The 26,829-nt window shown below is 45.3% G+C and carries 25 protein-coding genes; 24 read left to right on the top strand and 1 reads right to left on the bottom strand.

The window, feature by feature from the left end; translation table 11 throughout:
• Positions 1 to 38: 38 nt before the first annotated feature.
• The gene (locus ESE_RS0103950; protein WP_029237450.1) at positions 39 to 1,106 is read right to left on the bottom strand and encodes a ribonuclease E domain-containing protein; all 1,068 of its coding nucleotides are present in this window, start codon (positions 1,104 to 1,106) and stop codon (positions 39 to 41) included.
• A 205-nt stretch (positions 1,107 to 1,311) separates the two neighbouring features.
• On the opposite strand from ESE_RS0103950, the gene ESE_RS0103945 reads away from it, so the two are divergent.
• From ESE_RS0103945 to ESE_RS0103825, 24 genes are all read left to right on the top strand, one after another.
• A complete protein-coding gene (locus ESE_RS0103945) occupies positions 1,312 to 2,307 on the top strand; it encodes a DUF1002 domain-containing protein (RefSeq protein WP_010371569.1) in 996 nt (331 codons plus the stop codon).
• Positions 2,308 to 2,409: 102 nt separating this feature from the next.
• The gene (locus ESE_RS0103940) at positions 2,410 to 2,955 is read left to right on the top strand and encodes a flavodoxin domain-containing protein (RefSeq protein ID WP_010371567.1); all 546 of its coding nucleotides are present in this window, start codon (positions 2,410 to 2,412) and stop codon (positions 2,953 to 2,955) included.
• 168 nt (positions 2,956 to 3,123) lie between these two features.
• Complete coding sequence (locus ESE_RS0103935) at positions 3,124 to 3,873, top strand: biotin--[acetyl-CoA-carboxylase] ligase (RefSeq protein ID WP_010371563.1); 750 nt, start codon at positions 3,124 to 3,126, stop codon at positions 3,871 to 3,873.
• A complete protein-coding gene (locus ESE_RS0103930) occupies positions 3,870 to 4,403 on the top strand; it encodes a biotin transporter BioY (protein ID WP_010371561.1) in 534 nt (177 codons plus the stop codon). Before ESE_RS0103935 ends, ESE_RS0103930 begins: the two co-directional genes overlap by 4 nt.
• A gap of 82 nt (positions 4,404 to 4,485) precedes the next feature.
• The gene (locus ESE_RS0103925; protein WP_010371558.1) at positions 4,486 to 5,046 is read left to right on the top strand and encodes a guanylate kinase; all 561 of its coding nucleotides are present in this window, start codon (positions 4,486 to 4,488) and stop codon (positions 5,044 to 5,046) included.
• Between the two features lie 23 nt (positions 5,047 to 5,069).
• Positions 5,070 to 5,561, top strand: a complete 492-nt coding sequence (locus ESE_RS0103920) for a hypothetical protein (protein ID WP_010371554.1) — start codon at positions 5,070 to 5,072, stop codon at positions 5,559 to 5,561.
• Entirely contained in the window at positions 5,561 to 6,358 is a 798-nt protein-coding gene (locus ESE_RS0103915; RefSeq protein ID WP_010371551.1) for a DUF6681 family protein, read from the top strand. Before ESE_RS0103920 ends, ESE_RS0103915 begins: the two co-directional genes overlap by 1 nt.
• Before the next feature lie 166 nt (positions 6,359 to 6,524).
• A complete protein-coding gene (locus tag ESE_RS0103910; protein WP_010371549.1) occupies positions 6,525 to 7,253 on the top strand; it encodes an amino acid ABC transporter ATP-binding protein in 729 nt (242 codons plus the stop codon).
• A gap of 12 nt (positions 7,254 to 7,265) precedes the next feature.
• Positions 7,266 to 8,111, top strand: a complete 846-nt coding sequence (locus ESE_RS0103905; protein WP_010371546.1) for a transporter substrate-binding domain-containing protein — start codon at positions 7,266 to 7,268, stop codon at positions 8,109 to 8,111.
• Positions 8,111 to 8,755 carry an amino acid ABC transporter permease gene (locus ESE_RS0103900; protein ID WP_010371543.1) on the top strand — a complete coding sequence of 215 codons (645 nt, stop codon included), beginning with the start codon at positions 8,111 to 8,113 and terminating at the stop codon, positions 8,753 to 8,755. The genes ESE_RS0103905 and ESE_RS0103900 overlap by 1 nt, the downstream gene beginning before the upstream one ends.
• Positions 8,756 to 8,757: 2 nt before the next feature.
• Positions 8,758 to 9,414 (top strand): amino acid ABC transporter permease, encoded by a 657-nt coding sequence (locus ESE_RS0103895; RefSeq protein WP_010371540.1) that lies wholly within the window; start codon positions 8,758 to 8,760, stop codon positions 9,412 to 9,414.
• 361 nt (positions 9,415 to 9,775) lie between these two features.
• The gene (locus ESE_RS0103890; RefSeq protein ID WP_010371537.1) at positions 9,776 to 11,401 is read left to right on the top strand and encodes a peptide ABC transporter substrate-binding protein; all 1,626 of its coding nucleotides are present in this window, start codon (positions 9,776 to 9,778) and stop codon (positions 11,399 to 11,401) included.
• An 851-nt stretch (positions 11,402 to 12,252) separates the two neighbouring features.
• Positions 12,253 to 13,173, top strand: coding sequence for an ABC transporter permease (locus tag ESE_RS0103885; protein ID WP_010371533.1), 921 nt, complete (start codon positions 12,253 to 12,255; stop codon positions 13,171 to 13,173).
• Between the two features lie 10 nt (positions 13,174 to 13,183).
• A complete protein-coding gene (locus tag ESE_RS0103880) occupies positions 13,184 to 14,215 on the top strand; it encodes an ABC transporter permease (RefSeq protein ID WP_010371530.1) in 1,032 nt (343 codons plus the stop codon).
• A gap of 17 nt (positions 14,216 to 14,232) precedes the next feature.
• The gene (locus ESE_RS0103875) at positions 14,233 to 15,336 is read left to right on the top strand and encodes an ABC transporter ATP-binding protein (RefSeq protein WP_010371527.1); all 1,104 of its coding nucleotides are present in this window, start codon (positions 14,233 to 14,235) and stop codon (positions 15,334 to 15,336) included.
• The gene (locus ESE_RS0103870; RefSeq protein WP_010371525.1) at positions 15,336 to 16,289 is read left to right on the top strand and encodes an ABC transporter ATP-binding protein; all 954 of its coding nucleotides are present in this window, start codon (positions 15,336 to 15,338) and stop codon (positions 16,287 to 16,289) included. The genes ESE_RS0103875 and ESE_RS0103870 overlap by 1 nt, the downstream gene beginning before the upstream one ends.
• A 156-nt stretch (positions 16,290 to 16,445) precedes the next feature.
• Positions 16,446 to 18,458, top strand: coding sequence for a DHH family phosphoesterase (locus ESE_RS0103865; RefSeq protein ID WP_029237449.1), 2,013 nt, complete (start codon positions 16,446 to 16,448; stop codon positions 18,456 to 18,458).
• Positions 18,459 to 18,478: 20 nt separating this feature from the next.
• On the top strand, positions 18,479 to 18,931 hold the full coding sequence (rplI, locus tag ESE_RS0103860; protein WP_010371519.1) for a 50S ribosomal protein L9: 453 nt from the start codon (positions 18,479 to 18,481) through the stop codon (positions 18,929 to 18,931).
• A 117-nt stretch (positions 18,932 to 19,048) separates the two neighbouring features.
• The gene (gene dnaB, locus ESE_RS0103850; RefSeq protein ID WP_010371515.1) at positions 19,049 to 20,464 is read left to right on the top strand and encodes a replicative DNA helicase; all 1,416 of its coding nucleotides are present in this window, start codon (positions 19,049 to 19,051) and stop codon (positions 20,462 to 20,464) included.
• Positions 20,465 to 20,540: 76 nt separating this feature from the next.
• Positions 20,541 to 21,731 (top strand): MDR family MFS transporter, encoded by a 1,191-nt coding sequence (locus ESE_RS0103845; protein ID WP_010371511.1) that lies wholly within the window; start codon positions 20,541 to 20,543, stop codon positions 21,729 to 21,731.
• A gap of 14 nt (positions 21,732 to 21,745) precedes the next feature.
• On the top strand, positions 21,746 to 22,276 hold the full coding sequence (locus ESE_RS0103840; RefSeq protein WP_010371508.1) for an FUSC family protein: 531 nt from the start codon (positions 21,746 to 21,748) through the stop codon (positions 22,274 to 22,276).
• 116 nt (positions 22,277 to 22,392) lie between these two features.
• Positions 22,393 to 23,655, top strand: coding sequence for a M20/M25/M40 family metallo-hydrolase (locus ESE_RS0103835; RefSeq protein WP_010371505.1), 1,263 nt, complete (start codon positions 22,393 to 22,395; stop codon positions 23,653 to 23,655).
• An 823-nt stretch (positions 23,656 to 24,478) separates the two neighbouring features.
• On the top strand, positions 24,479 to 25,654 hold the full coding sequence (locus ESE_RS0103830; protein ID WP_010371501.1) for an ATP-binding protein: 1,176 nt from the start codon (positions 24,479 to 24,481) through the stop codon (positions 25,652 to 25,654).
• Positions 25,635 to 26,828 (top strand): VWA-like domain-containing protein, encoded by a 1,194-nt coding sequence (locus ESE_RS0103825; RefSeq protein ID WP_010371499.1) that lies wholly within the window; start codon positions 25,635 to 25,637, stop codon positions 26,826 to 26,828. The genes ESE_RS0103830 and ESE_RS0103825 overlap by 20 nt, the downstream gene beginning before the upstream one ends.
• Position 26,829 lies beyond the last annotated feature (1 nt).

Below are 26,829 nucleotides of genomic sequence, written 5' to 3'. Positions count from 1 at the left end.
CGTAATAAATCATTGCGGTTTTTATTAGTTATTCAACATTAGTGACTAAGAATATCACGTTCACGGTCGGCTTGGCGTCGGCGAATTGTGTAGTAAGCAATAATCCAAGAAGCCAAAGCAACTGAGAATGTGGTGATAGCGACCGGGCCCCAATTCATTTGGTAAGCGCCAGGCGGTAGCATGTCATCTGCCATTTGGCCAGCGCGGACAGCCACTTCATGAATTGCCGTGGCTGCTGTGGTTGGCTCTTGCGCAACGGTATTAGCTTGGCTTTCTGACGGTGTGCCAAGGGTGGCTGCTTCATGCGTTGTGGCAGTTGTAACAGCTGCTTTAACTGTTGAACTAGCCACCGCTTGTGCCGTTTGACTTGTTGTTGGGGCAACATCGGTTGGTTCTTGCGCAACTGCTGTGGTCAGCGCAACTGGCTGTGCGGGTTGTGCATCACTGCTGTTAACAGCGGTAACCTGTTGATTTGTAGCTTGACTAGTTGTGACCGTCGTTGGTGCGGTGACTGAAGTACGCGGTGTAGTGGCACTTGCCGTTCGTTGCGTTGTCGCAGTCCGTGCGTCAGACGTTTTGCTAGTCGTGACCTTTTGCGTTTGTGTAACGGACTGGTCAGTAATGGGTTGGACCGGTGTTTCTGAAGTTGTGACCTTATTAGCCAAGTCGGTTTCAGTTGGTGTTGTTGCTTGCCCAACTGATTCTGACGAAACGACTTCGCTAGCCTTGTTACTATCAGAAGGGTTGCTTTCAACTGGCGTTTCGGTAACGGGTGGTACAAAATCAGTAATTGTTTCTTCAGGTAATACGACCGGTGTGTTTGGTACGCACGCCTCTAACGTTTCTGGAGTAGCGGTTGTTTCACTGGCCGTGCTGGTTTCTTCTTCAGACTTGGCTGATGCTGGTAAAACAATTGGCGTGGCTGCTGTTGATTCATCTATCGTTGCCGTGCTTGTCGCAGGATCTGTAGTATTGTCGCTAACGACACTGACGGTTATTGCTGATGATGCTGCGGTTGTCGTGTCATCAGCTAACACAGGGCTAGCGAATAAGACGCTAGCCAATAGAAGGGTTGCTGTTAGCAAACTTGATTTTTGAATCGCCATGTCACAATTGCCTCACTTTCTAAACGAGATATTACCTTATAATAGTACTCTTTTCTTCCTTGTTTGTGAGCGGAATACACAAACTTCGTGCAAACTGTTCACAATAAATTCACAAACTAAGCGCGTTGCGTTTTGAAGTTCTGTTTAAGGCGCGATATGTTACAATTATGTAACGATGAAAACGATGGTATCGGAGGAAATAACGATGCAAACTAAGAAAATTATAACGACGACGTTGCTAGCAACGGCTTTGCTGGGGGCAACAACAGTGACGGCGACCGTCCTGGTGCAACCGAACGCTGTGCAAGCAGCGGCAACAACTAACGTGCAAACACGGGCCTTATCAAAGTCGTATGTTGTGTATGGGGCTGGGGCCTCAGATCAAAGTGCCCTTGCGACAACGCTGGGAGTGACAGACAGCTATGAAAAATTAACAACAACGGGTGCCGACGCATCATACATTGGTCTTTCGGGCGTGGCAGATAGTGCGATGATTAGTTCTGTTGCCATTGCACCGGCTGAACCTGGTACGGGGACGCTGGTAAACATTAAGAACTTCGATGGTAAGGATAATATTACGCAAGTAACCTCACAACAGTATGCGATGGCAGCTACGATGGCTGGTGTAAAAGATGTGATTATTACGGTAACAGCAAACCAACAAGTTTCTGGGCAAGCAGCCTTGGCTGGTGTTTATAAGGCTTTGGATACGGATGGTATCACGCTGAACGAACAAAATACGTCGGCAGCTAATAACATGCTAGCCGCTACGACGGATGCCGTGAATGATAACAAAGACGATAAGGCCTACCCTGGTAAGCTGACGTCAGCAGTAACTAACACAGCTAGTGAACTGGCTGAGAAAAAGCAAGACGGACAAAACATTACAATTAATATTGCAATTGATCAATTAAACATTAACTTGGATAAGCAAGGTATTGCCGAAAAGACGTCCGACGCGGCGGTACAAACGATGGCGCAAGCATTGGTAGGCGTTGCGGACGCCCCAATTTCTGACTCATCTAGCTTCGTCGATAATGCTAAGAGCCTATCAAATAAGCTTGAAAACTCAGCTGGGGATGCGATGGCTAAGGCGAAGGATTTTGCGAATTCAGAGGATGTTCAGCAAGCCGCTAACTGGTTTGTCACGAATATTTGGAATCCAATTGTTAACTTTTTCAAGGGCTTATTGAATAAGTAATGATTTTTGTCGGACTTCACACTATCTTCGAAACTTTTGCACACGTCATCAACTTACAACTTGTATGATAGTGGCAGAAAGATAGATGGGGAGGACACGTGAATGAGTGCGGTTGTGATTTATGACAGTCACTACGGGCATACTGAAAAATATGCCCGCTGGATTGCAAATGAGTTGCAGATTAGTTTGTATCGACTTGATGAAATCGGCGCGTTGGATTTAACAACTTACGATACGATTGTTTTTGGTGGTCCAGTATTTCATGGCCGCGTTAAAATTGCTAATCTAGTAAATACGCTGATTCCGGCGCTGTATGATAAACATATTTTATTGTTCACGGTTGGCCTCCATCCGATTGATGCGACTTATTTCAAACACATTTGTGTCGATAATTTTAATTACCTTGTCCAACAGTATGGTGATTTCTTTCAACTACGGGGTGCGACAAACCATGACAAAATGGGACGTTGGCATCGACTATCGGTTTGGTGGATTAAAAAGATTGGTCGCGCGATTGCGGAAGAACATGTGAAAGAATTAGAGGAAACGACCACAAATCAAATCGATTTAGTGAGTCGTTATCGTCAATTAGTGCAACCGATTGTCGATCGGGTTCGCTTTTATGAAAAGCAAGCCTCATTAGAATAATTAACGCAAAAGGACTAGTGCAGAGATTTCTGGGCTAGTCCTTTTGCGTTAAAGCGGGTAACCTGACTGGTGTGTGTACATGGTATGATAGGAACAGTTGGTTATGCTGGTAGAGAACGCCATGACTAACTGTGATGATGGGGATTAGAAAGTTTGGAGGGATGGACCATGGATCAATTACGATTGACAACCTTAAGTCCAGTGACAATTACAAGTTATGCCACGATTGATTCAACCAATACTGCCGCAAAACGGTTGATTGGGAATACACAGTTGAAGACGCCAGTGGCAATTGTGGCAGACGAACAAACGGCAGGGTACGGTCGGCATGGCCGACAGTATTTTTCGCCAGATCAAGTTGGTGTTTATCTAACTTTGATTTGGCCAGTGGCTGATAGTCGAACGCTCAATCCGGGTCAGGTGACAACAAGTGCAGCTGTGGCAGCAGCCACCGCATTGTCAGTTGAATTGGGTGTGCAAGTTGGCATTAAGTGGGTCAACGATTTGTACTATCAGCATAAAAAAGTGGCCGGCATTTTAGTTGAATCAGTCGGCAATCATTTGATTATTGGCATCGGTTTGAATATTAACCCAACCGATTATCCGGTTGACATCCAGGCAAAGGCCGGCGCGTTAACTGATCAACAAGTTGATCGGGAACAGCTGGTGGCATCGCTATTAAATTATTTTGTTCGCTATTTTTCGTTAGATGCCCGTGATGTGATGCGCGACTATCGCAAATTATCACTCGTAATTGGTCAACAGGTTGAGTTGGTTGTTGGCAAACAAATCATCCAGGGGCGTGTTCAAGATGTGCTGGATGATGGTGGCTTGTTTGTGCAAACGGATACTGGCCAACAAACTTTCTATTCTGGTGAAATCACGAAATTAAATATGACAGGATGGACTATTTCATGAAAACACGACAGCTTGTACTAGCCGCCGTCTTTGCAGCAATGATTGCGGTATTGGCACCTTTGTCAATTCCAACGGGGATTGTGCCGTTAACCCTACAAACGATGATTGTACCGTTAGTTGCGTCGGTGACATTGCTACCGATTTCGTTATCGGCCGTGGCGGTTTACTTATTGCTCGGGGTAGTCGGGATGCCTGTATTTGCAGGATGGACTTCTGGTGTCGGTATCGTTATCGGGCCAACGGGTGGTTACCTTATTGGGATGCTCTTGTTCCCACTTATTATTGGGTGGGGTATTAAGTTGAGCGCCAAGTGGTATGCGTTGACAGCTTGGAACCTAATTGCAGCGTTTTTGCAGTTGGGATTCGGCACGGTTTGGCTTGCAGTAGCGGCTAAGATGCCATTGGCGAATGCGATGGCAACGGGTTTGGTGGCCTTCATCATACCAACTTTAATCAAAGTGGTCATTGTCGTCGTTTTGGCGATGATGATTGGGCGGGTGATGCGTCTCCCAATCGGTAAGGAATATTAACGTTTTACCCCGAACTTAAGCCAACTTAAGTTCGGGGTTTTATAATGGAAATAATTAAGTTTAAAGAGAGTCGTTAAAACCCATGAATCGTAAAGTATTTGTGCTAACTGGAAATACCGGTACTGGCAAAACCACTGTTGCAAATTACCTCAATGAATTCTTTGAAATGCCAAAAGTTATTACGCACACCACGCGAGCACCACGCGAAGGTGAAGTTGATCAAGTTGATTACTATTTTGAAACTGAAGCGAGTTTTAAACAAAATCATTACTTAGAGAGTGTGACGTATTCAAATTATCACTACGGGTCATCCCATGAAGGCTTAGCCCGAGCATGGGAGAAGAATCCATTCATTACCATCGTGTTGGATACGGCCGGCGCGATTACATATGCGCAAGAATTGGGCGATGAAGCGGTTATTATTTATCTCACTGTTAGCGAAGAAAATGATTTGTTAACGCGTTTAGAAAAGCGTGGGGATGATGTGACTGCGGTTAAGGAGCGGTTGGCTAGTCAAGAATATCAACGCGATGCGGCATTACCTGATGCGTTACGCGGCGTTGCCCATGTCGTGATTAATGACGATTGGGAAACCACCAAAGAAGAAATCAATCAAATTGTTAAGCAAGTTGTCCAAGAATAATTGGCCACGGTAGGAGGAACATTATGGCATATCGAACACCACCCGTTATCACGCCGGTTGCACTAGTTTCAATTATTTTGGCGTTGAGTGCAGCTAACGCAATTGTTAATGTTTCAACGAATACATCGAATGGGGCAAAAATTTCTTCAAGCATTGTGTCATCATCGACATCAACAAGTGCGCCAGCTAAGTCTGAAGAGAGTAAGTCCGCTGACACTGCTGAAACATCGACGAGTCGGGTCGTCAGTGATAGTCAGACAGACTCGTCTGCCACAACAGAGTCGTCTCGTAAACAAGAGGAGTCGTCATCAGCAAGTACGGTATCGACAAATAAAGATACGACTGATAGTCGGGTAAGTTCGTCGAGCGAGACGAGTCGTCCGGCAAGCAGTTCAAGTGCCGTCACGTCGAGTGCTTCAAGTGCCCCGGCCTCAAGCGCAACGAGTTCATCAACGGCTAGTTCAACTGCGCCAGCAACAACACCATCGACAGCGAACGGAGGTGCAACAAACTAATGCTGACTATTTTAGATTTGTTAAACCACTACTTGGGGTTCTTTAATGTTAATACCAAGTGGAAAGGGCAAGTATATTCAGTTTTGGCTACGGCAGGAGATTTTTATGTCCTGTACTTGGGCGTAAAGCATATTGAAAATGGGGCCTACCTTCGTGGGGCAGTATTGATGCTAGCCTTCATCGTGATTGCCTATTTTGCGGTTCTGAATATGGTGTACTACTATACGAAGAAAACGGTGAAGTGGGATATTTCGCCAAAGATTGAAAAGGTTTTGGGTGGCCGGCCTGCTGAGGAAAGTCAGACTATCAAAACAGCAATGCCTTATGTACCAGCAAACGGATTATACGCCAAGGAAAATGTGTTACCAGCAACGGCAATTTCTGACGCTGATATGCAAGCAGAATTAACGAAAGTTGCCGAGCAACTACAAGCTAGTGGGATGTTCCAACAAGATTATAGCGGCATGTCGGAAGCTGATCAGTTAGCCTATTTGGCAGCTGGTAACGATGTCATTTATGCTAATCATCCGGGTACACCATTGCCATACTTCCGCTTGGAGCATGAGCGTGGTGGCTTGGCAGTTTACGGTGGCTTGAACGAGATGTTTGCGCAGCGTGTTGCCCGGATTAAAACGGTTGGGTTGCAGCCAGTTGAGTTGGCCCTTGAGAATTATGATTTGTTTATCGCATCGGCGGTAATTACGGGTGGCGTTGGCCATGTACGTGGTCGCGTGAACCTACAAGAAACAACGAAGCCTTATCAGTTAGCCGTTGAGCTAGCTTATAAGCAAAAGTAAGCCGGTTAGGTGATTGTCAAGAAACCTGACAAGATAATTGACACCAGTCTTACTTACAGACTATTATTAAACATAGCGACCCGTCACGAAAAATCGCGACGGGTCATTTTATATTGAATGATGATTTTTGAGAAAATTGTCAATAAGGAGGAACACCATTATGTCGATGATCGAATTTAAGGACGTCGAAAAGTACTATGGAGATTTCCACGCTTTGAAGGATATTAACCTTGACGTGGAAGCTGGTGAAACGGTCGTTTTGCTTGGCCCATCTGGTTCAGGAAAATCAACGTTGATTCGCACCGTAAATGGTTTGGAGCCTGTTCAAGAAGGCCAATTAATTGTTAACGGTCAAGACTTGGCTAACCCACAAACTGATATGAACCGTACGCGTAAGAATGTTGGCATGGTTTTCCAACACTTTAACTTGTATGCAAACAAGACGGTTTTGGAAAACATTATGTTGGCACCACGTTTGGTCTTGAAGCGTGACGAAGCTGAAAATAAGAAGATTGCAATGGAATTGTTGGAGCGAGTTGGTCTTGCTGACAAGGCTGACAAGATGCCGTCAACGCTTTCAGGTGGACAACAACAACGTATTGCGATTGCACGTTCATTGGCAATGAAGCCTAAGGCCTTGTTGTTTGATGAGCCAACGTCAGCTTTGGACCCAGAAATGGTTAACGATGTCTTGAAGATTATGCGCGAAATCGCGGCGGATTCAAGTATGACAATGTTGGTTGTGACACACGAAATGGGCTTTGCTAAGCAAGTTGCCGATCGTGTTATTTTTATGGCAGATGGTCAAATTTTGGAAGATTCTCCTACTGAAGAATTCTTTGCAAATCCTAAGGAGCCACGTGCACGTCAATTCTTGTCACAAATCATTCACTAGGAGGTGCGGAGTATGAGTCGCAAGTTTAAGCGTACTTGGCGTGCGGTACTTGCTGGTGCCGCCGTCGCTTTGCTAGCAGGGAGTGTGGTTGCAACCCCAGTGCATGCCAGCGATAAGAAAAACGAAGCTTACAATCGTATCATGAAGTCAGACAAGATGGTCTGGGGTGTTAAGGGTGATACGAAGTTAATGGGCTTGATGAATATCAAGACTGGTAAGTTGGAAGGCTTCGACGTTGATATGGCGAAGCAAATTACGAAGCGTGTTAATCCAAAAGCAAAGGTTGAATTGACGCAAATTACATCTGGAACACGTATTCCGATGTTGTTGAACGGTAATATCGACGCGATTATTGCCACAATGTCAATTACACCGGATCGTGAGAAGGTTGTTGATTTTTCAAAGCCTTACTTTAATGCGGGGCAAGCTATCTTGGTTAAGAAGGGTAGTGGCATTAAGGATATTTACGATTTGAACAAGCCAGGAGCTCGTATTTTGGCCGTTGCTGGTTCAACTTCAGCGGTGGTTGTTAAGAAGTTCGCGCCTAAGGCTAAGGTTGTTGCTTTGTCTGATTATGCAACTGCTTTAACAGCGCTAAAGGCTGGTCAAGGAGATGCATTGACGACTGATAACGGTATCCTATATGGTATGGCTGCCGGCTCGAAGAGTTTGGAAGTTGTCGGTGGTCCCTTTACTAAGGAACCATATGGCGTTGCTATGGATGAAAACAACCCTAAGTTAGTCAAGGCTGTTAATAAGGCGATTGATGATATCAAATCAGACGGTACTTACGCCAAGCTAGCCAAGAAGTGGTTCGCTGGTGTTAAGGGAATGGATTGGAAGGAGTTGGCTAAGTAATGTTGTCATTATTTCAAACACACGCTCATGACTTCCTAACTGGATTTGGTTGGACGATCGCCTCGTCAGTATTGGCGTTGATTGGTTCACTGATTCTAGGAACTGTTTTTGCTTTGATGGAAGTTGTGCCAAATAAGGCGGCCAATATTATTGGGCGTATTTATATTGAAGTGCTTCGTAATATTCCATTGTTGGTTATTACGATGTTCTTCTATGTGGTGATTGCGAACGTTGTAAAAATTAGTGGGTTCGCGGCTGGAACGTTGGGCCTAACGCTATATACGTCAGCCTTTATTGCTGAGACCGTGCGCGCCGGAATTAATGCTGTGCCAAATGGTCAATTGGAGGGTGCGCTTTCCAATGGATTGTCTTGGTGGCAAGGAATGCGTTACGTGGTATTGCCACAGGCGTTTAAGTTAGTTATTCCACCACTTGGAAACCAATTTATTAATTTGATTAAGAACTCATCAGTCTTGGCTTTCGTGGCCGGTATGGATTTGATGTACCAAGCAAATATGATTTCGCAAGAGACATTTGATACGTTTGGTCCATTTATCATCGTGGCTATCTTCTATTTGATTTTGACGATGCCAATGAGTTACTACATGCGCTACTTGGAAAACAAGTTGAATAAGGAGGGATAATCATGGCAGAATTCTTATCAGCGTTCTCATGGATTAACATCCGCTTCTTGTTGATGGGACTATGGGTCACTATCGAAGTAGCGGTTGTCTCAGTCATTTTGAGTTTTATTATTGGGTCATTGCTTGGTGTTATCCGTTACGTCAAGATTCCGTACCTATCACGCATTGTTGGTTTTATCATTGACGTGATTCGTAACCTACCACTGTTGTTGATTATCTTCTTTACGTACTTTGCCTTGCCAAAGATTGGCATTCACTTGGGCGTTATGACGTCAACGATTTTCGCTTTGACAATTTTTGAGTCAGCGATGTTGGCAGAAGTTATTCGATCAGGAATTGTCGCCGTACCAAAGGGACAATTAGAAGGTGCATTGTCGAACGGATTGAGCTTCAAGCAAGCCTTGTGGCACATTATTTTGCCACAGGCTTACAAGAAGATGATTCCACCAATCGTGTCACAATTTGTGTCATTGATTAAGGATACGTCTTTGGCAACGATTATCATGTTGCCAGAAGTGACATACCGTGCACAAATCATTTATGCGCAAGAGCCAAATGCCATTGTGGCGATGTTCTTTGCGTTGGCTGTATTGTACTTCGCGTTGAATTACGTGATTTCAAAGATTGGTCGTATTTTGGACCGTCGAATGGCAGCTTAATTTAAACTGACTAAACCACCAGTACTTTTGTGCTGGTGGTTTTTTGTTGTGTTGGTGTGTGTCGTGCTATCACACTCATGTCGGCAGCCGAACGGTTTTAGATTATTTGTGAGACTCAAAGCAGAACCGGTTAACAGCAAGAAAAATACGGATGGTTTCCTGGATTTTTTGCCTGTAAATGAGTGAAATTCTCATTTTAAGAAACGTAGTAAAAACGCATGGTTTAAACGTTTTAATGGATCGTGTTCAAATTTAGTTCACAGTTTGTATTAAAAAATGGCGTTGCTTCTCATTTTTGTCCAGGCTATGATACTAAACATTGAAAGGCATTATTTACTATTTTCGAAATGGGGAGTTTTTTATGAATAAGGTATTGAAGACATCAGCATTGTTGTCGACAGCGTTGATTTTGGGCTCAACGTTGGCACCAATCACGGCTGACGCAGCTAAGTACAAGACAATCAACTGGACTGAAGGGGCTGATTTGGGCACGATGGATCCATCAAAGTCTACAGCTGCGGTTGATTTTGACGCATTGCAAGCAACTGGTGACGGTTTGTACCGTAACGACAAGTCAAACAAGCCTGCGCTTGCTTTGGCTGAATCAGTTGAGAAGTCTGATGATGGGTTGTCATACACGTTCAAGTTGCGTTCTGGTTTGAAGTGGTCAAACGGTGACGCTTTGACAGCGCACGATTTTGTTTATGGTTGGCAACGTACGAATGACCCTAAGACGGCATCACAATATGCCTACTTGTTCTCAGGAATTAAGAATGCAGATGCCATTCAATCTGGTGAAGAAAAGGACTTGTCAACGTTGGGGGTTAACGCCGTTGACGATACAACGTTGGAAGTAACGTTGGAAAAGCCAATGCCACAACTTGAATCAGTTTTGACGATGGCACCTTTCTACCCACAAAACCAAAAGTTTGTGGAGAAGTCAGGTAAGAAGTACGGTACAGCTGCAAAGTACACGTTGTCTTCAGGTCCATTCATCTTGAAGGGCTGGACTGGGTCAAACAACAAGTACTCATTGGTTAAGAACGACAAGTACTATGATGCCAAGGTTGTGAAGACGCCTAAGGTTGTTGTGGAAACAATCAAGGATCAAAACACAGGTTACAACTTGTACAAGTCAGGCAAGGTCGACTTTACGAACTTGTCACCTGACCAAGTGAAGGCTTCAAAGAAGAACAAGGCTTATAAGGTTATCCCACAAGCGTCAACGTTCTACATGGAGTTTAACGAGAAGAAGGTGAAGGCATTGGCCAACACAAAGATTCGTCAAGCTTTGTCATACGCAATTGACCGTAAGACGTTGTCAGATAAGATTTTGACGGGAACGGCTACACCTGCGACAACGTTTACTTCAACTAAGTTGGCGCAAGATCCTAATACTGGTAAGGACTTTGCTAAGGCAGCTGAAGTAAAGGGTGCCATTGCTTACGACAAGACTAAGGCCAAGAAGTTGTTCAAGGAAGGTATGAAGGAAGTCGGCGAGAAGAAGTTGAAGTTGCAAATGGTCACAGATGACACTGATGCAGCTAAGCGTTCAGCCCAATTCTTGCAATCACAAATGGAAAAGTTGGACGGCTTGGATATCGACGTTAAGGTCGTACCATTTAAGCAACGTTTGGCTTTGTCACAAGACAAGAAGTTTGATTTGGTAATCACTGCTTGGGGTGCCGATTACGGTGATCCATCAACGTTCTTGGACTTGTACACGAAGGATTCTTCATTCAACAACGGTTCATGGGATAACGCTGAATACAACAAGTTGATGTCAGCTGCTAAGACGACTGACGTGAACGACGAAAAGAAGCGTTATGACGATTACAAGCAAGCAGAGCAAATCATCGACAAGGAAGTCGGTGTGGCGCCATTGTACTACCGTTCATATGCAACGTTGTTCCGTACATCAGTTAAGGGTGTTGTCACAAACCCAGCTGGTGCACCATACGACTGGAAGTGGGCATACAAGAACTAAATCTTTTAGAAATCACATCGGAGCATTTGCTGCGATGTGATTTCTTTTAGTGTTTGGTGCTATCGCACGAGCAACAGGCGGGGCTGGTATCCTACGCCATTGTTCAAAAACTCGGCAACCGAATGGCGCGGACGCCATTCAGCGTGGCAAATAATTCCCCCTAAAGCCTCAAGGCCTGTGTGGGCTTTTCTGAATAGCGCCGGCCATGCGGCATGTTGCCGATTTTTGAACGCTCCGGATACCAGCCCCGCCTGTTGCAGCAGCCAAGATGTTCTCTGATGGTGAAGTTTGTCAACGTGCTACTAAATATAACGGTAGGACAACATGCAACAGCCAACTTAACGATGTCTATCAAACGAATTGAGAATATCTCGGCTGCTGGCATGGGTGTGGGGGATTGGCGTAGCGATGACAGGTGGGGAACTCACAAGTTCGGCCGACCGCCGGTTAGATAAGGCGAACGGACCCAGACCCTTAGCACAATTATTTGGGTGCTAGCCGGTGCTCGCGCCGGCGGAGTTTCCCAGCTGTCATCTTTGCCGGAGCAAATCCCCCACACCCATGCCTCGTGCGATAGCACGACACCACTGTGCCCGTTCAAAACAAAGAATGAATGTTTTTATGATATCGAACGTATGTAAACGCAAACAACTTCAAAATTATTAAGAAAATGAGAGTCTCATGTGATATTAGCTAACAAAGCCTTTTACATTGTAGATATCTCTGTTAAAATGATAAAAGTCTAATAAAAGATACAAGTTTTGTAAGAAACCAAACGCTTATATCTCATAAGCAACACGATTCTTTCATATTAGAAGTAGAAAGCAAAATAGTAGGGGAAGGTCATCGCTATGATCAAATATATTCTAAAGCGTCTAGCAATCATCTTGCTGACGCTGGTGCTGGTTATCTCAGCGACATTTTTCTTGATGAAGTTGATGCCAGGATCACCATTGGCTAACGCCGAGCGCTTGTCTGAAGCGCAACGAAAGTTGATTGAAGCACAATACGGCTTGGATAAGCCAATCTTCATTCAATACGTCACATACTTGTGGGATGCCTTGCACTTCGACTTTGGGGTCTCATTCCAATTTGCTAACCAAGAAGTTTCAACGTTGATTGCACAACGTATGGGACCTTCAGCACAATTGGGTATCCAAGCTTTGATTTTCGGTGTGATTGCCGGAATCGGTTTGGGTTCAGCTGCGGCGGTACGTCGTAACACAAAGACGGATACGGCGTTGTCAATCTTGGCCGTCTTGGGAATTTCAATTCCATCATTCGTTTTCGCTGCATTGCTCCAATACTGGATTGGCTTGAAGTTGGGTTGGTTGCCAATCGCCGGTTGGAAGGGCTTTGCATCAACTATTTTGCCAACAATTGCTTTGGGGATGAGCCCATTGGCTGTGTCAGCGCGATTCATTCGAACTGAAATGGTCGATGTCTTGGGATCTGATTACATTGAATTGGCACGTGCCAAGGGATTGTCAAAACGTGAAATTATTTGGAAGCACGCAATGCGTAATTCATTGATTCCGTTGGTAACGTTGATTGGTCCGATGGCAGTTAACTTGATGACGGGTTCAATCGTTATCGAGCAAATCTTTTCAATCCCTGGAATTGGTAGTCAATTTGTTAGTTCAATCTTGACGAACGATTATCAAATCATCATGGGAACAACAATCGTCTACGCCATGATGTTGATGGTTGTGTTGTTGATTACGGATATCTTGTATGGATTGATTGATCCACGTATCCGTTTGGCTAAGTAAGGAGAAGCGCATGGCTGAACAAGTAAATTTGACGGCAGATGATTTTAAGCTGCTCCCAGCTGATCGTCATGTTGATAACGAAAAAATTATGAAGCCTTCATTGAGCTTCGCAAAAGACGCTTGGCGTCGACTAAAGAAGAACAAGGGTGCCTTTATCTCATTGTGGGTACTGGTTGCTGTGTTCGTCGTTGCTTTTGGTTCAACACCAATTGCAAATTCAAAAGCTACATCACACCAAGATGTGACATTGCAAAACCTACCACCACGTTTGCCAGGTGTTTTGGGTGATATTCCAGGATTTACGGGACACGCAAAGTTAGATGGTGTGAAGATTGATTCATATGACTCAGCGGGTGTTTCAAAGAAGAAGAACTTCTGGTTTGGAACTGACCAATTTGGTCGTGATATCTTCAAGCGTGTGTTGTACGGTACGCGTATCTCATTGCAAGTGGCGTTGATTGCGGCTGCAATGGACTTGGTCTTCGGTGTGACATACGGAATCATTTCCGGCTGGCGTGGTGGTAAGACCGACGTTGTGATGCAACGAATCATCGAAATCATCTCATCAATTCCGAACCTGGTTGTGTTCGTCTTGTTGATTTTGATTTTGAAGCCAGGTATGTTCTCAATTGCTTTGGGAATTGCCATGACATCTTGGACATCGATGGCGCGTTTGATTCGAGCGCAGGTGTTGACGATTAAAGAGCAAGATTACATCTTGGCTGCCCGCACCCTGGGATCGTCAGCATGGCGTATCGGTTTGCGTCACTTGGTGCCAAATTTGAGTTCAACCATTATCGTGCAATTGATGTTCACGATTCCATCAGCAATCTTCTTCGAGGCCCTCTTGTCATTTATTGGGTTGGGAATTCCAGTGCCAATGGCATCTTTGGGAACGTTGCTTAACGATGGTCAAAAGGCGCTACAATTCTATCCATATCAATTGATTATTCCAGCGGTAATTTTGGCGGTTATTATGATTGCCTTTAACTTGTTGGGTGATGGATTACGTGATGCCTTTGATCCTCGTACAAAGGATTAATGAAAGAGAGTTAGCAAATGGCAGAAAAAATTCTTGAGGTTGAAGACCTAAAAATTAATTTCAGGACTTACAACGGTAAGGTGCAAGCCATCCGCGACATTTCTTTTGATTTGTACAAGGGTGAGACATTGGCTATCGTTGGTGAGTCTGGGTCAGGTAAGTCTGTCACGACACGTTCACTAATGGGCTTGCTAGCCAAGAATGCGGAAGTGGAACACGGTTCAATTAAGTTCCGTGGCGATGAAATTATCGGTAAGTCAGAAGACCAAATGCAAAAGTTGCGTGGAGCTGAAATTGCGATGATCTTCCAAGACCCAATGACATCATTGGATCCAACGATGAAGATTGGTCAACAAATTGCTGAGCCGCTCATCAAGCACAAGAAGATGAGCAAGAAGGAAGCTTGGGGCAAGGCGTTGGAAATGATGAAGCTAGTTGGTATTCCAAATGCCGAAGCGCACATCAATGATTATCCACACCAATTCTCAGGTGGTATGCGTCAACGTATCGTGATTGCGATTGCGATGATTAACCGACCAGAAGTGTTGATTGCCGACGAACCAACAACCGCGTTGGACGTGACAATTCAAGCGCAAATCTTGGACTTGATGAAGAAGGTTCAAAAGGAAATCAATTCTTCGATCATCTTCATCACCCACGATTTGGGTGTTGTGGCTGGAATGGCTGACCGTGTTGCAGTTATGTATGCGGGTCAGATTATTGAAATTGGTACAGTGGATGAAGTGTTTAACTTCCCACAACACCCATATACATGGGGCTTGCTAAATTCAATGCCAACGACAGAGACGGAACGTGGTGAATTGGAAGCCATTCCTGGTACGCCACCAGATTTGTTGGAGCCACCTGTTGGTGATCCGTTTGCGGCACGTAACAAGTATGCTTTGGCAATCGATGAAGAGCAGAAGCCACCATTCTTCCAATTGTCACCAACACACTTTGCGGCAACGTGGTTGTTGGATGAACGAGCACCAGAAGTTGTGCCACCATTGGAAGTACAAAAGCGTTGGGCCCGTTATCAAGCGGCACACCCAGAGGCTGACCGTAAGCAGGCAGTCGCCGTCGACGCAACGGCAGTTCTTGGAACGGAGGACAACAACTAATGGCTGAAGCAAAGAAGAAGTTAGTTGAAATCAAAGGACTTGATATCACTTTTAACAAGGGCCGTAGTAATGAGACGAAAGCCGTTCAAAATGCCACTTTTGATATTTATGAAGGTGAAACGTTTGGCTTGGTCGGTGAGTCAGGTTCAGGTAAGACGACAATTGGACGTACGATTATGAAGTTGTATGATCCATCTGCCGGTGAGGTATTGTTCGACGGGCAAGATATTGCGAAGTTGAAAAAGAAGAGTGACTTGTCAAACTTCCGGCAAAACGTGCAAATGATTTTCCAAGATCCACAAGCATCATTGAATCTCCGTATGAAGGTTAAGGATATTGTTGCTGAAGGAATTGATGTGAATCATTTGGCTAAGTCGGATGCGGAACGCTCACAACGAGTTGAAGACTTGCTTGAAATCGTTGGCTTGAACCGTGACCACTCAAACCGATACCCACACGAATTCTCAGGTGGCCAACGGCAACGTATCGGTATCGCACGTGCTTTGGCAGTGCAACCTAAGTTTATTATTGCTGACGAACCGATTTCGGCGTTGGACGTTTCTATCCAGGCACAAGTTGTTAACTTGATGAAGCAACTGCAAAAGGATAAGGGTTTAACATACCTATTCATTGCCCACGACTTGTCGATGGTGAAGTACATCTCAGACCGTATTGGGGTGATGCACTGGGGAAAGATGGTTGAAATCGGACCAGCGGATGAGGTTTATAACCAACCGTTGCACGATTACACGCGCTCGTTGTTGAGTGCGATTCCAGTACCAGATCCATCAGTTGAAACGGCTCGTGAGCCAATTGTGTATGACCCAACTGATGAGATGGATGGTCGCGACCGTACGATGGTTGAAATCGCACCTGACCACTTTGTTTGGGCGGCGGAAAATGAAATTCAAATGTATCAAGAGCGTGCCCGTGAGGCTGGCTTGATCGATTAACTAGCAAAACGATTCGATGACGGCGAGCATCGAATCGTTTTTCTTATCCATCAATTAAACATAGAAAACTCATTGAATAGCGGTATAAGTCATATGGTCGTTCATGGTATACTTAAGAAAGTATTAAATTAAACGGAGTTAGGTTAGGTGAATCACGTGAAAAAGTTGGATGCTTTGCCGGCATTCTTTCAAAATCGGCGCCTTGCTTGGGTTGCCGTCTTAGTTTCATTGATGGCATTGATGGGCGCGATTTTAGGGTTCATGGTCAATTGGCTAATTGGATTAGTCTGGTTAGGGCTGGTAGTTTTTGCCTTAATCGTCATCTTTAAAACGTTGCAAATTATTGGGGAAGATACCGCGCATTATATTGAAAATTTGTCATACCGAGTTAATCGTGGTGAACAAGAAGCCATTATTCAAATGCCACTTGGGGTGATTTTGTTTAATGAACAAGCCGAGATTGATTGGGTTAATCCATATCTGCAGAGTTATCTTGGGGAAGAAATTATTGTTGGTCGCACGCTAACAGATGTTTCAACCAAGCTTGCCGATGTAATTAAGCGTTGGCCTGATGAAGATAAGCGGGTAACCCGCTTAACTTGGTTAGACCGCACTTTTGATGTGCAAGTTCAACCTGAATTACGGGCAGTCTATTTGCTTGATGCGACGGCTTCCGTGCAATTATCATCAGATTATGAAGCGCACCGTCTCTTCGTGGGAATTGTGTCGCTGGATAATTATGATGAAGTGACTGAAGGCATGAGCGATTCAGATGCGTCAGCGTTGCGTACATTCGTAACGAAGACCCTTTCGGATTGGATGGCTGACCATGCGATATATGTACGTCGTTTAGCGGTTGATCGTTATATGTTGATTGGTTACCGTAGTGGTCTACGAGCTGCAGAGTCAGATAAGTTTAATGTCCTGACGACAGTCCGTGAAGCGACGTCAATGCAAAACGCACCAATTACGTTGAGTATTGGAATTGCCTATAAAGAAGAGGCGATTAGTGTGCTGGCCGAAAATGCCCAAGCTAATTTGGACTTGGCATTAGGCCGTGGTGGTGATCAGGTTGTGGTCAAGTCACCAACGGGGGATGCCCGCTTCTATGGTGGTAATACTAATCCAATGGCGAAGCGTACGCGTGTTCGAGCGCGTGTGATTTCTCAGGCGTTGGCGGATTTGATGACGCAAGCAGATCAAATCTTTATCATGGGTCACAAACGGTCTGATATGGACTCGTTTGGGGCGGCTTTGGGTGTGCGTCGTTTGGCCCAGATGCTAGGCAAGCCAGCTTGGGTTGTGTACGAAGAAACCGGGCATGAGCACTCGGATATTCAGCTATTATTGCATGAGTTAAAGCATGACCCTGCAGATGAGACGGCGATGATGACACCAAGCCAAGTAATTACTGAAGCGACTGAGCGCAGTTTGCTGGTGATGGTGGACCACTCGAAGCCATCGATTTCTGAATCGCGAGATGTGTACAATCATTTGGCCGGGCGAGTGGTGATTATTGATCACCACCGACGGGGCGAAGAATTCCCTGAAGAGCCACAATTGGTTTACATAGAATCATATGCATCATCAACGTCAGAATTAGTGACAGAGTTGTTTGAGTACCAGCCTCGTCGGGCAAAGGGCTTGTCGAAGATTGAATCAACAGCTATGTTGGCGGGTATTCAAGTGGATACAAAGTCCTTTACCCTTCGTTCAGGTACGCGTACGTTTGACGCGGCTAGTTACCTACGTTCGGTGGGGGCTGATGGTAAGATGTTACAAGACTTTATGAAGGAAACTGTTTCATCGTACCGCAAGCGGGCCCACTTGATTGAACGGGCAGAGATTCATGACACCGCGGCGATTGTTGTTGGTGAGAATGATGTACAATATGATTCGGTGGTGGCAGCTCAAGCGGCTGATGCATTATTGCAGATGATTGGTATTGAGTCATCATACGTCATTACGCGACGCGATGATAAAATGGTTGCCGTTTCAGCGCGCTCAACAGGGTCAGTTAATGTACAATTAGTAATGGAAGCAATGGGTGGTGGCGGTCACTTAAGTAACGCAGCTACCCAGGTTGCAGACGTCGCAACAAACGATGTTTACAGCCAACTATTGTCGATACTTGAAGCATCAGATGATAGTGAAGCAGAAGAAAATTAATAAAGTAGAGGTCGATAATCATGAAGGTTATTTTCTTAGAAGATGTTAAGGGTCGCGGTAAGAAGGGCGAAGTTAAAGAAGTTCCTGATGGCTACGCGAACAACTTTTTGATTAAAAACAAGAAGGCTGAACCAGCAACAAATGCGAATGTGTCAGCGATGCGTGGCCAAAAGAAGGCTGCTGATCGTGAAGCGGCTGAAGAAAAGGCTGCTGCTGAAGCATTGAAGATGAAGTTGGAAGATGATAAGACGGTGGTTGAGTTGAAGGCAAAGGCCGGAACTGACGGTCGCTTGTTTGGGGCCATCTCATCAAAGCAAGTTGTTGAAGCTTTGAACGACCAATTCGGTTTGAAGATCGATAAGCGTAAGATGGATATGAAGGAACCAATTCGTGCCTTGGGCTACCGTAACGTGACGGTGAAGTTGCACCACGAGGTTGAAGCCAAGATTCGTATCCACACCGACGAATTGTAAGAAACATGTAAAAGCACTGGGCTAAACGGCCTTGGTGCTTTTTTCTTGATGTTAACGCGGATAGATATGGCGATATCTGTTACAATAGTTAGTACTGATAAAAAAGGAGGTCATTCCATGGCAGATGAAACAGAAACTGTCGCGTTGAGCGTGCCGCAAGATATCACAGCTGAACAGGCGGTTTTGGGATCAATTTTATTGTCGACGGATCCGCAAGATTTAATTGCCGATTTGATGACGATTTTGGAACCGTCTGATTTCTATCGCACGGCCCATCGTTTGATTTATGCGGCAATTTTGAAGCTTGATGAATCGCAACGTGCAATCGATATATTGACAATTGTCGATGAATTGAATAAAGACAATCAAGTCGAGAACGTTGGTGGAATGGCCTATTTGGCGGAACTGGCCTCGACGGTGCCGGTTGCTGGTAATGCATTGTACTACGCCCGAATTGTCCGTGAGAAGTCAATTCGTCGCAATATGATCGATACGTTGCAAAGCAGTTTGACGCAAACGTATGAAGGCGCTGATTCGGTCGATGACGCGGTTGCCGAGTTATCAACCAAGTTGGATATGATTAACGGTGGCGAAAAGAGCGCCGATTTTAAGAATATCGCGGACGTGGTTGAGAAGTCATTTGAACAAATTGAGCAAAACTCACGCACGACAGAAACTGTGACGGGATTGGCGTCAGGCTATCCGGCTTTGGATAATCTAACAACTGGTTTTCACGGTGGCGAAATGATTATCGTGGCTGCGCGTCCTGCCGTTGGTAAGACCGCGTTCGTCTTGAATATTGCCCAGAAGGTGGCTGTGGCTGATCCAGATTTACCAGTTGTTGTGTTCTCGCTGGAAATGCCGGATACGTCACTGGTTAACCGTATGCTGGCGGCTGAAGGAAATATTAATTCACAGCATATGCGTACTGGTCAACTTGATTCTGAAGAATGGAATGCGTTGGCGGTCGCGATGGGATCGTTGGCGAATACAAAAATCTATATCGATGATACGGCTGGAATTAAGGTAACAGAAATCCGTTCAAAGTTACGCCGTCTTTATAAGCGTGAAGGTAAGCTGGGATTGGTCATTATTGATTACTTGCAGCTGATTGAAGGCACGGGTAGTGAAGGTCGTCAGCAAGAAGTGTCAGCCATTTCACGTGCCATCAAGATGATGGCGATGGAGATGGATGTGCCGATTATTGCGCTATCGCAGTTGTCACGTAGTGTGGAACAGCGTCAAGATAAGCGCCCAATGTTGTCAGATATCCGTGAATCTGGATCAATTGAGCAGGACGCCGACATCGTTGCTTTCTTGTACCGTGAAGACTACTATGAGAAGGCCAACGATGATTCAGATAACCCCAATGACCCGCGCGATGAAGAACAACAGGACGTGGGAGAAATTGAAGTTATCTTGGAAAAGAACCGTTCTGGTGCGCGTGGAACGGCACGCTTATTGTTTGTTAAGTCATACAATAAGTTCTCAAACATTGAGTTCCACGCTGAAGAACCGGGCGGATTCGGTTAAACAATATCGGTTATTAACGGGGTTACCAACTTGGTAACCTCGTTCTTATTTTTGGAAAAAAGGAGATACAGTTATCATGCAAACACAACAAGCCGGCATGTCACTTCGCTGGTTATTAACGGCAAGTTTTATTAATAACGTGGCTTATGGATTTATCTGGCCCTTAACTTCAATTTATCTACATGACCAACTGTATCAGACCTTGGTTGTTATCGGTTGGGTCATGATGGCTAACGCGATTGGCCAGGCGGTTGGTTCACTAGTAAGTGGCCGATTGTTTGACCGATTTGAACCCCGTAAATTGATGCAGTTCGGTACGCTGATGATGATTGTCATTAATTTGCTCTTCATCTTCTTCCATGGCTGGCCAAGTTATGCCGTTATTTTGACGTTAGCCGGTTTCTTCGGTGGTTGGAATACGGCAACGATTAATTCTTACGGGACATATGTACGGAGTCATGATGGCCGTTTTGTCTTCAATATGTTGTACTTTATTAGTAATTTTGGCATGGTGTTTGCGACCGCTGCAGTTGGGCCAATTTATAATTTTGGTATTACCTGGCTATTCTGGTTGGCGCTCGTCATGTATTTAGTACTAATGGCAATTGTACAGTTCACCTTCAAAATTAAGGTGGCACGCACCCAACAAACTGAGCAAAAACAGACCCTGCGCTTGCCTAAGTGGAATGTTCGCTTAATCTACACAGGGGTTATTGGGTTAGGTGTTCTGTGGATTTCTTATTCGCAGTGGCAGGGAAATCTGTCAATTTACATGTCGAGTATCCTGAAACTGCCGGTTTGGCAGTATTCAATGCTGTGGACCATTAACGGTATTTTGATTGCAATTATTCAATTGGGAATGAATGCCCTGAACCTATCGGCAAACCGTAAATCAATGTTCATTCAAATTTATGCCGGGCTGATTATGTTTGGCCTTGCCTTTATGATTTTGCCGTTTGCAAAGACGTTTACTGGCTTTGCGATTGCAATGGTTGTGACAACCATTGGTGAAGCAACGGCCTTCCCAATGATTCCAGCATTAGTTAATGAGTTATCGCCAATAGAGTTGAAGGGGCGTTATCAGGGGATGACGGCTGCCGCCCCATCTGTTGGTCGCGCAGTGGGACCGTTGATTGGTGGTGCTGTCATAGAACAAAGCGGATATGGTACTATGTTCTATGGTGGGGCAGGCGTTGTGTTTATTGCCTTTATTGGGGTAGCAGTCATGATAATGATCGGCTATCGCCACGCCACGCAATATGAATAAAGTGAGGGTCTGCAATGAAATTAGGGATGTTCCGATTGGGGATGCGGACGTTTAAAACGGGACTATCGGTGATGGTTATCATCGCTTTGTTTGCGTTTTTACATCGTGGTAATCCGATGATTGCCTCATTGGCTGCCGTATTTTCATTGCGACAGGACTTTGAAACAACGTTAGAATTTGGTAAGTCGCGTGTAATCGGAAACGCCATTGGTGGTATTTTTGCGATTACCTATTTTTTCGTTTTTGATTTACTGCATGAATCGCAGTGGGTCACAATTATCGTGGTACCGCTATTATTGATGCTATTGATTTCAATTAATGATGGCTTGAATAACAATAAGGGATTAATTGGTTCTGTAGCGGCCTTCTTGATGATTTCGTTAACGATTCCTGAAGGAGCCAGCTATATGTATGCTATCGAACGTGTCTTTGATACGTTCTTAGGTACCGTGATTGCCATTGTGATGAACATTGGCGTTCATCCGCGTGACGCAGCTACGATTGCTGCTGATTTGGCTGATCGCCAACGGCATAGTAAAAAATGATGATCGAAAAGTCTGGCTTAGTGACCTGAATGGGTTGTTAATCCAGGCTTTTTTTGCATATTACCGCAACTTATATTAGAATTACATGAGAAAACTAAGTGTGTGGGGATACAAGTATGCGGGAACAAGATAAGTTAACCATTTTGCGTGATTTGATTGCGCTGAATACAGTTGCGGATAATGAAACATCGGTTGCAATCTATTTACAGGATCTATTGCGTAAGAATGGGATTGATGCACAATTGGTGACAGACGATAATACGAAGCGTGCCAATTTGGTGGCCGAAATTGGGGATGGTCAAGGCCCAGTATTGGCATTTGCTGGGCACGCAGATACGGTTCACGAAGGTGATTTAACGACCTGGTCAACAGATCCGTTTACGCTGGTTGAACAAGATGGCCGTTTGTATGGTCGCGGTACAACTGATATGAAGGGCGGTTTGGCAGAATATGTGATTGCAATGATTGAACTGCATGAACAAGCTGTTCCACTCCATGGCACTTTACGGTTGTTAGTGACGGTTGATGAGGAAAAGACTGAAGCTGGCGCACGCTTGTTAGCTGAGCGGGGTTATGCGGATAATATCGATGCGATGGTCATTGCCGAGCCAACAGGGGTTGCGTTGCCAGATATTACAGACTATTTCCAAAGTGGTGGCGCGGTAATTGATGAAGCGACCTTGACGGATTTGCAAGCAGCTATTGAAACTGCAACAGCACCGGAACAACACTTCATCTTTCACGCGCACAAGGGCTTTTTGGCGTATGAAGTAACGGCGACGGGAAAAGCTGCGCATAGTTCAATGCCCAAGCTTGGCGTGAATGCGATTGACCACCTGGTAACGTATTACTTAGCTGAGAAGGCATTCTACGACGCCTTGCCAGAGGTTAGTCCGGTATTGGATCGGACATTGTACGGACCGGATGTCATTCGAGGTGGGCAACAACAGAATTCAGTGCCTGACTCGGCAACCTTAACGGTGTTAACCCGAATCATTCCAGAGTTACCACCAAAAGAATTGATTGCACGATTAGAGCAGCTGGTTGCGGATGTAAATGCGACTGATGAAACTATGCAATTGGCCTTGCATGTGAGCGCTTATGACGATGCTGTGGTGACACCAAAAGATAGTCAACTGATTCAATTGATTCAACGGTTGGTGCCAGACTACTTGCCCGAACCATTGGCTGCACCAGCTATTGCGGTATCCTTGGGAACAGACGCTTCGCAGTTTATCAAAGCCAATCCGAACTTAGAACTTGCAGTAATCGGACCGGGTAACGCGACAGCACACAAGGCTGATGAGTACGTTGAACGTCAGGCCTATTTGGATATGGTTGGCCTATACGAAGCAATTGCAAAACAATATCTCCAATAAGTTCCCTTTTTGATAGGCGAATATGGATGGGGTCTGTATAATTCATTTATGAATTGATGCTTTGATTGCCAATCGATATGTCGGCCACTCACACCAAACGCGCAAACGTGAGTGCCTAAACCTAATTATTTATCAAGACGAGGCCTTCCTTGGATAAGAAGCGAACAGATGGACGAACCTGTGTCCTTGTTCTTGGTGAATGATTAAGCGATTGCAGACTGAAAGACAACCGAAACACCATGGTAACCAGCAAACGCCAGCTAGACGTTTGCTGGTTTTTTTGTTGGTTGTGGTGTGGTGGTGTCGTGCTAGCGCACGAACAACAGGTGTGGCTGGTATCCTACGCCTTTGTTCAAAAACTCGGCAACCGAATGGCGCGGACGCCATTCAGCGGGGCAAATAATTCCCCCTAAAGCCTCAAGGTCTGTGTGGGCTTTTCTGAATAGCGCCGGCCATGCGGCATGTTGCCGATTTTTGAACGCTCCGGATACCAGCCACGCCTGTTGTAGCAGCCGAGTTGTTCTATGTTGTTTATGAAGTCAAAGCATGTTCAAGGCAATGACTGCATTTTTAATGGCATCAAAGGACCAGTGTTGCGTGCAAAATAGAGAACATCTCGGCTGTTGGCATGGGTGTGGGGGATTGGCGTAGCGATGACAGGTGGGGAACTCACAAGTTCGGCCGACCGCCGGTTAGATAAGGCGAACGGCTCCACACCCATGCCTCGTCGCAACGCGACGACGGATAGAATAACTTTTCATAAGCAAAAGCCGATTAAACAGCGTAAACTAGAAGCAAGATTAAAAGGGTTGAGGTGGCACAAATGGCATTATCATTTAAAGAGTTATTAACGGCGGTACCCGTGGTATTGCGGGGTGGTAACGTTCCAAATATTGTCGGTGAAGCAGGAATTGGTAAGTCAGCCTTAGTTGCTGAGGTGGCCCGTCAAATGGGAGCAACTTTGTTTACGACGGTTGTGTCATTGTCAGAAAAAGGTGACTTGGCAATTCCTGTGCCACCTTTGACAAGCGAGGCGTATGTCGAAACAGAAAAGTATGGTTCGCTAGCCGATGTGCAGTATGGCTACACCCACACATTGATTGAAATTATTGAAACCGCACAAGCACACCCAGGTCGCCCAATTTTATGGTTCTTGGATGAATTTAACCGTGGGTCACAAGCAGTGCAAAGTGAATTAATGAATCTAGTTTTGCAACGGCAAATCAATTCGTTGGTATTGCCTGAGGAAGTGAAGTTAGTGATTGCTGAGAACCCTGATGAAACGATGACTGGATTTGAAAATGCAGATTATGGGGTTGTTGCTGGTGATGCGGCTATCAAAGATCGCACGGTACGACTGGTGATGAAGGTTGATGTAGCAGATTGGCTTGCTTGGGCTGCGGAAGAAGATACACAAAAGCAACGTCCACATATTCATGATTTGATACAGCGTTATCTCCAAGAGGATGCGACCCAATTGTATCCAGCTGAGCGCGGTGACGATTTGAATCCAACCCCTCGTGCTTGGCAGCGTGTCTCGGATAATTTGTTTGAGTTGCTGGTATTGCCTGAGGAGACGCAACGATCTTTGGTTTTTGATTTGGTCGCGGGTGATTTGGGTGAAGTTGCAGCGCAACGTTTTGTGCAATTCATGCAAACCAATCAAGAAACGTTGACGCCAATGGATGTTTTTGTGAGTCAACCTTGGGGGCCAGTAGTGCCCGAAAAGGTGATGCAAACGTACCGAGGTTTGCCAGAAGTTCAAAAATTGGCCTTGCTTAAGTCAACTTTGGTTGCAATTGATGTTGCCCAGTCAGATAATGCAGGGCGATTTGCCCAAATTTTAACGGCAACGGCCAAGGATGGTCAGTATGCGATTGTGAAGCAATTGGCTGCTGGCGAGGTCTTAGAAAAGCTCTATGGCGCAGATGATGAATCAGCGAAGACGTTGTATCAATTGATTACGAAGGTTGCGGCCTATGACTTATCAGAAGATTGATGAACTGGTTCAGAAGGCCACGATGAAATTGCTTGACGAAAGCCGATTTTATGGTGAAGTCGTTTTGCGCTTAAATCGGGTCTACGATGAAACGGTTGGGGGCACGATGGGGTTGTCATGGCAGGCGCCGTTTTGGGAATTGCGAATTAATCCGATTTTATTTGAAGAAGTTTATCATACGGTTGCCGAAGTAAAGGGAGCCCTCACGCATCAGGTGCTACACATGGTGTGGGAACACCCAATTCGATACGCAGATAAAATGAATGAGAATGCAGCTGAAGCAAAAATGGTTGGTCTAGCAACTGACTTAGCGGTTAACCAATATATCCGTGGTGGGTTCCCCGGGGCACATACCTTGCAAGAGGTGACAGATATGATTGACTTGCAACTGCCGGAATATGCAGATTCAAGCACCTATTATAATTTGTTGCATCCGTTGATGGATACAATCGACAATGAAGGCGCAAGTTCGCAGTTGCCAGGTGATGATCATAAGGGCTGGTCAACCGGGGCAGAGGCTGGTGAAGAAGCAGAAGCTGCTTTGCGGAATGTGGTTGCAGATGCTAATCATGATGCCTTGGTTGCTGGCCGTGGGACGATGTCAGGCGAAGTTGAACGGCAAATTGAACAACTATTAGCACCGCGTCGTAATTGGCGAGGCTTATTGCGGAAGGCCATTAGTAATGTGCCGGCCGATAAACAAGATAGTCGTGCACGTTTTAATCGACGCCAACCATATCGGATGGAACTAGCGGGAAAAATTGATGCCACGCAAACCAATGTCGTTGTATTTATTGACAATTCAGCATCAATCTCAGACGATACGGCGATGCGCTTTATGGCTGAAGTTGCTCAAATGCAGAAGCAATTAGCGGCGAGTGTCCATTTTTACGCCTTTGATACAGTTGCAACACCAATTGATAAACAATGGTTGGCCAATGGTCAACGCCGTGCGGGTGGTGGTACTGCATTTGCACCGATATTTGAACAACTACACCAAGATCGTTATCGTCCTGAAAGTACGGTTGTCGTCATATTTACGGACGGTGATGGCGAGCATGAGATGGCACAGCCTAAGTATCGCCGTTTGGTCTGGGTACTGCCCGAGGACGTAACTTTATCATTAACCGAACCGTTCGGTCAGGTCGTGCGATTAACAAAGTGGGAGGACTAGT

This window comes from Weissella cibaria KACC 11862 (assembly GCF_000193635.1).
Lineage (GTDB): Bacteria > Bacillota > Bacilli > Lactobacillales > Lactobacillaceae > Weissella > Weissella cibaria.
Note: the sequence above shows the minus strand (reverse complement) of the source record. Positions and strands in the feature narration are given on the sequence as shown.